This is a genomic window from Curtobacterium sp. MCSS17_011 (assembly GCF_003224275.1).
GTDB lineage: Bacteria > Actinomycetota > Actinomycetes > Actinomycetales > Microbacteriaceae > Curtobacterium.
Genome location: NZ_QKLE01000052.1, coordinates 1 through 3,958, shown reverse-complemented (window position 1 = coordinate 3,958; position 3,958 = coordinate 1). Strand labels below are relative to the sequence as shown.

Sequence of the window (3,958 nt, the reverse complement as noted above, 5' to 3'; positions counted from 1 at the left end):
GGCGGGGTGGGCCTCCGAAGCGGGTGCGAACGGTCCGGGAACCGTCGACGAGCAGGACCGTGGGGGTCTGCAGGACGTTGAAGCGGCTCGCCAGTCCGGGGTGCTCGGCGAGGTCGATCTCCAGCCGGGTGACGCCGTCGTGCCGGGCGGCGACGGAGTCCAGGTGCCTGGCCGTCGCGGGGCAGCGGGCGCAGGTCGGGGTGGAGAACTGGACGAGGGTGGCGCGCGTGCCGAAGGCTGTCGACGGCGCGAGGTCAGCGACCGTCCCGGCGTCGCCCGGTGCCGTGGTGGTCCGTGCGCGGCCGGTCTTCGCGCGCAGGAGCAGGCCGAGCACCGTGGCGACTGCGAGGACTCCCACGAGCACGGCGACGGCCAGGATGACGGTCATGCCGTGACGGTACGTGGTTCGGCAGCGTTCCGGGCCAACGTGACCGAACGTGACGGGGAGGGGCGAGTGTCGGGGCACGGTTCGTGGGCCGTGGGCCGTGGGTCTTCGGTCTTGGTTCGGGTCTCACCTGCTGTCGGGGGCCGGGCCTCTGGCGCGCTTGAATAGGCATACTTTTGTAGGCAATCGGCCACGGCTCGACGGGGCGTTCCAGAAAACGGTTCCCGGTCCGCGCGGGTGTCGAGGTGCGTCCCGCATGCCCTCGAACCGGGACGCACCGTGCTCACACCCGTCGGAGCAGCCGGGCGACGGTGCCCTGCAACAGCAGCAGCAGCGCCCAGAGCAGGCCGATGCTCGGGAACACCACCGACAAGACCAGCGCCGCCGACAGCAGTCCGGCGGCGATGAGCCCCCGCGCGGAGTCGCCCAGCGGTGTGGCGAGCAACTCGGGGTTCCGTCGGAGCACGAGTTCGATGGCGGTGAGCGCCAGGCTCGTCACGACCATGCTGCCGAGGTAGAGCGCGTGGGCCACACGGTCGTCGTTCTCGCCGCTGTTGAGCAGGTTGGCGGCGAACGGCAGGAACACGATGCTGATGAGCCAGACGAAGTTCAGCTGCATGATCCGCGGGTTGTAGGACCGGACGTGCTCGAACACCTGGTGGTGGAGGATCCAAAAGCGCGAGATCAACCAGAAGGTGATGAGGAACTCGAGTAGCGCCGGCCAGTGCTGGCGGAGCAGGTCGCCGGCGCTCTCGCCCGAGGACATCTCGCTGGCGATGTCGACCAGCGGCAGGATCAGCAGCGTGATGGCGATCGCGACGGTGGCGTCGGAGAAGTTCACCAGGCGGTCGAGTCCGCGGTCGGTCCTTGCCGGTTCCGTCATGACCCGAGTCTAGGAACGCTTAGTGTCGGGTCGTGAGCTTCAACGTGACACCTGGGCGGTACCGGCACTTCAAGGGCAACGACTACGAGGTGCTCCTCGTCGCCCGCGACGTCGAGACCGAGGAACCGGTCGTCGTGTACCAGGCGCTCTACGGCGATCGCGGACACTGGGTGCGTTCACTCGCCGACTTCACTGCACACGTCACCCGCGACGGGTACGACGGGCCGCGGTTCGTGCCGGTCGGCAGCTGACAGCCCGAGCAACCGGTGTCGGCGCTCGCCCCTAGGCTTTCAGCGCACCGAAGAGCAAGGGGGAGCGCATGCAGATCGGCGTCGACGGGCACGTGCTGCTCAGCCCGAGTGACCTGAGCACGTGGTCGGCCTGCGAGTGGGCGTTCCTGCGACGGCTCGACGCCAAGCTCGGTCGCGGGGAAGCCCTGCCGGACGTGCACGACGACATGCTCGAGCGCACCGCACGGCTGGGGGACCAGCACGAGCTCGACTACCTCGACATCCTCAAGCAGACCCGCGACGTCGTCGAGTTCGACCGCCCCGCCCCGCCGGACTACGCACGCGCCGCCGCCGAAGCACGACAGGCCTTCGCCGACGGCGCCGACGTGCTGTACCAGCCGACGTTCCACGCAGCACCGACGGCCGACGCCCCCGGGTTCATCGGCTTCGCGGACTTCATCATCCGCAACGACCGCGGCGAGTACGAGGTCTACGACACCAAGCTCGCCCGCCACGCCAAGATCAGCGCCCTGCTGCAGCTCGCCGCGTACGCCGAGCAGATGCAGGCGCACGGCATCCCCACCGGTGAGCAGGTGCACCTGGTACTCGGCGACCGGACGACGACCACGCACGACCTCGCCGACATCGCGCCGGTGTACCGCACGCAGCGCGCCGAACTGCAGCGGGTCATCGCCGAGCGCATCGCCGCCGACGAGTCACTGCAGTGGGGTGACCCGCGCTACTCCTCGTGTGGCCGATGCGACGTCTGCTCGACACAGGTCGCCGAGCACCGCGACCTCGTCCTCGTCGCGGGCATGCGCCTGGACCAGCGCGCGAAGCTGATCAAGCACGAGGTGCGGACGATCGACGACCTGGCGGTCCGCACCCGGGCAGTGCCGGGCTTGTCCCGCGCGACGCAGGATCGGCTGGTGCGTCAGGCGAGCCTCCAGATCGAGACGGAAGACGCCCGACGGAAGGGCGCCGACGGGCCGGACCAGCCCGTCAAGCCGCGCTTTGAGGTCCTCGACGCCCGCGCGCTCGACGCGATCCCGGCGCCGGACCCGGGCGACGTGTTCTTCGACTTCGAGGGCGACCCGCTGCACACCGAGGACGGCGTGCACTGGGGCCTCGACTACCTGTTCGGCCTGGTCGACGACCGCGCCGAGTTCACCGCGTTCTGGGCGCACACGATCCGCGACGAACGCACAGCGCTCGAAGGCTTTCTCGCCTTCATCGACGAGCGCCGCCAGCAGTACCCGGGCATGCACATCTACCACTACGCGGCCTACGAGCGGACGCACCTGCTGTCGCTCGCCGCCCGCCACGGCGTGGGCGAGGACGCCGTCGACGGCCTGCTGCGCGCCGGGGTCCTGGTCGACCTGTACCCGATCGTCCGCAAGGCCCTGGTCGTCGGCAGCCACAGCTACTCGATCAAGAAGCTCGAACCGCTGTACATGGGATCGGACCTGCGCGAGAGCGACGTCACGAACGCCGCGGACAGCATCACCGCCTACGTCGACGCGATCGAGGAACTCCGGAACGGTGACGCTGCCGAGGGGCAGCGGATGCTCGACCAGGTCGCCGACTACAACGCCTACGACTGCCGCTCGACCCTGCGCCTGCGCGACTGGCTCCGCTCGCTGCGTACCGAAGACTTCGATGCGGCCGACCCGGCGCTCGAGCTCGAGGTCCCACCGATCCCCGTCGAGCGCGAACCGAATCCGGTGTACGTCGCGCTGGCCGCGCAGCTCGAGGACGTCGACGCCCTGGACCGGACGCCCGACCAGACCGCGTTGGCGCTCGCCGCGGCCGCAATCGACTACCACCGCCGCGAGGCCAAGACCTTCTGGCAGGACCACTTCGACCGCCTGCGGAACCCGGTCGACGACTGGGCCGACACGCGTGACGTGCTGGTCGTGGAACGTGCGTCCGTCGAGCGCGACTGGGACACGCTGCCGCGTGCCCGCTCGCAGTCGCGAGAGCTCCGGTTGTCGGGGACGCTCGCGCCCGGTTCGCGGCTCCGGCCTGGAGGCACGCCCCACCTGGTCTACGACGACCCGCTTCCGCCATCGGTCGCCTCTCCGGGCCCCGGGTCGAAGGGCGCGTCGTCGCGCGCCGTGATCGTGGATGTGTGGGACAACGGCGATGCCGTCGAGGTGCTCGTGAAGGAAGGACTGCCCGTCGGTGGCGAGCCGCACCACGAGTTCCCGGTGGCCCTCGCCCCGTCGGCACCGCCGCGCGCGAAGCCACAGCCCGAGGCGATCGCCTGGTGGGGTCAGGCAGTGCTCGACGAGCTGCCGACGATGCTGCCCGACCCCGCGCTCGACCTGCTGCGTCGGGTGCCCCCGCGTGGCCCGATCGTCCCGGCGCAGGGCGACGACACGGTGTCGGCGGTCGTGTCGACCCTGCTCGACCTCGACCGGTCGTACCTGGCGATCCAGGGCCCTCCCGGCACGGGCA

The 3,958-nt window shown here is 70.3% G+C and carries 4 protein-coding genes; 2 read left to right on the top strand and 2 right to left on the bottom strand.

The window, feature by feature from the left end; all coding sequences use genetic code 11:
* Positions 1–388 (bottom strand): thioredoxin family protein (locus tag DEJ17_RS17380; RefSeq protein WP_110895662.1); only part of this gene is annotated, 388 nt, incomplete at its 3' end.
* 280 nt (positions 389–668) lie between these two features.
* Positions 669–1,268, bottom strand: coding sequence for a TMEM175 family protein (locus DEJ17_RS17375; protein WP_110895661.1), 600 nt, complete (start codon positions 1,266–1,268; stop codon positions 669–671).
* A 32-nt stretch (positions 1,269–1,300) separates the two neighbouring features.
* On the opposite strand from DEJ17_RS17375, the gene DEJ17_RS17370 reads away from it, so the two are divergent.
* Both DEJ17_RS17370 and DEJ17_RS17365 read left to right on the top strand, forming a co-directional pair.
* Positions 1,301–1,519, top strand: coding sequence for a DUF1653 domain-containing protein (locus DEJ17_RS17370; protein WP_258366891.1), 219 nt, complete (start codon positions 1,301–1,303; stop codon positions 1,517–1,519).
* Between the two features lie 68 nt (positions 1,520–1,587).
* Positions 1,588–3,958, top strand: a 2,371-nt coding sequence (locus tag DEJ17_RS17365; protein ID WP_146239763.1) for a TM0106 family RecB-like putative nuclease, incomplete at its 3' end; no start/stop codon positions are given.